The sequence below is a fragment of the Staphylococcus sp. SUC_1.2 genome, assembly GCF_026222585.1.
Genome location: NZ_JANJPM010000073.1, coordinates 1 through 1,918, shown reverse-complemented (window position 1 = coordinate 1,918; position 1,918 = coordinate 1). Strand labels below are relative to the sequence as shown.

Genomic DNA, 1,918 nt, shown 5'->3' with positions numbered 1-1,918 from the left:
CACTTCCTTTATTATTTTTCATTTTTTTAAACTATTTAATACTAATGTCTTTTATAATAGCTTTTCATATATTATATAATCAATCTTTATAAGTCCTTTTATAAATTTCTTTTCTACCATTTTCGATAAATTCCTGTTTAATATTTTTAATTCCATAAACAATAGTTTCAATAGGATAATATTCTTCAACTATATCTTGATATTCTTTTGCTTTCTCAATATCTATATTTCCATACATTCTTAATATATCTTCTCCAAAATTTGTTCCTATTTCTTCTTCACTATCTTCAAGTAAGTATATAAAATCACAATATTCATCTATAATTCCAGAATCTCCAAAATCAATTATTCCAGTTAATCTATTATTGCCATCTAACAATAGATGATTACAACTAAAATCATTATGGCATAAACACTTTTTACCCTCAAAAACTGTTGTTGCATTTAGTCTTTCCATAAAACTTTCTATATAATCTTTTTCTATATCAGTTAAATCATTATAAATAGTTTCACGCAACAATATATACTCTTCTAATACATTTTGTTTATTATCAATAGTACATTCACTAATATCTGTATAATCTAAACCGTGCATTTGTCTTAAAAAACTGGCAATATCTCGTTTTAACAAATTTTGTTCTTCTTCTGACATAGTAGAATAAATTTCTGGTGTTAAAAAAGTTCCTTTAATTTCTTTATAACCTAGTATAGATAATTCATCACTAATATACGAATATTCAATATTAGGAATTTTTACATTAGTTTCTAAATTTGTATTTAAAAAATTATATATTGCTTTTTCTTTTGCATAACCTTTTTTCTTATTAGTACTAAATTTTGTTTTAAAAATGTATTCATTATTAACTAAATATGCCACACTATCATAACCACTACCGATTATTTCAATACTATCTACTTTGAAATTATCAAAGTAATGCTCAATTAAATATTTCATTGCCTTAACATTTGTGGCATTATCATCATATCTATATTCCATTAAATAACAATCTTCTTTTTTGCCCTCGTGTAATTCATGTTCTGGCAAATCTTCAATAATTCTAAAACCAGATTTTTGGTATGCCCTTATTGCTCTTGGATTATTTTTATGAGGGTCTAAAATAACTGCATTAGCATTTCTTTCTTTTTTCAAAAATTCAAAAATCAATTTAATATATCTTGTACCAATTCCTTTACTCCAATAATTTGGCTCTCCTATAAATTGATCCATACCATAGACTATCTCATCAGTTTTTGGATAATGATAATCAGTATATAACTCATCATACATTTTATATATTTGTCCATATCCAATAGGAACATTGTTATATTCAATAATTACTCTAAAAACTTCATCTTCCCAAGGCTCTGTATAATGTTTTTTTAATGATTCTAATGTATATTTTTTATCTCTACCACCATAAAATTCTAATACTCTTTCATCAGTTAACCATTTTAACATCAAAGGAAAATCATCATCTATTAAAGTTCTTATACATATTTCATTTTCAACTATATTCATTTATTTATCACCTTTTTCATAATCATATACATATACTATTTCATCTTTATAATCATTTTTACCACCTAATTTTTCATATACATGGCAAGCTCTAGGATTACCTTTATCAGTTATTAAAAACATTTCAGAACAACCAATCTCTTTAGAATATTCCTTAATAAAAGATAATAATTTTGAACCATAACCTTTGTCTTGATAGTTAGGTAACATTCCTATTGAGTGTAAATAAAACATTGTTTTTCCATCAGGTCTTAAAAGTGTATAGCAATATGCAAATCCTATAATTTTATTATTTTCTTTAGCTATAAACCCAAATGAACTGGTATCATTAAGAAATCCTTTTAAATTATCAATATCAAAAACCATATTATCATCAATTAAAACTTCTTCCATAAACTC

Annotated in this window: 2 protein-coding genes; both read right to left on the bottom strand. The window is 24.3% G+C overall.

Going from position 1 to position 1,918, the window contains the following annotated elements:
* Positions 1 to 79: 79 nt before the first annotated feature.
* On the bottom strand, positions 80 to 1,519 hold the full coding sequence (gene aph(2'')-Ia, locus NR218_RS12640; RefSeq protein WP_001028144.1) for an aminoglycoside O-phosphotransferase APH(2'')-Ia: 1,440 nt from the start codon (positions 1,517 to 1,519) through the stop codon (positions 80 to 82).
* Positions 1,520 to 1,912 (bottom strand): GNAT family N-acetyltransferase, encoded by a 393-nt coding sequence (locus NR218_RS12635; RefSeq protein ID WP_000393259.1) that lies wholly within the window; start codon positions 1,910 to 1,912, stop codon positions 1,520 to 1,522. It lies immediately after the preceding gene.
* Positions 1,913 to 1,918: the final 6 nt, after the last annotated feature.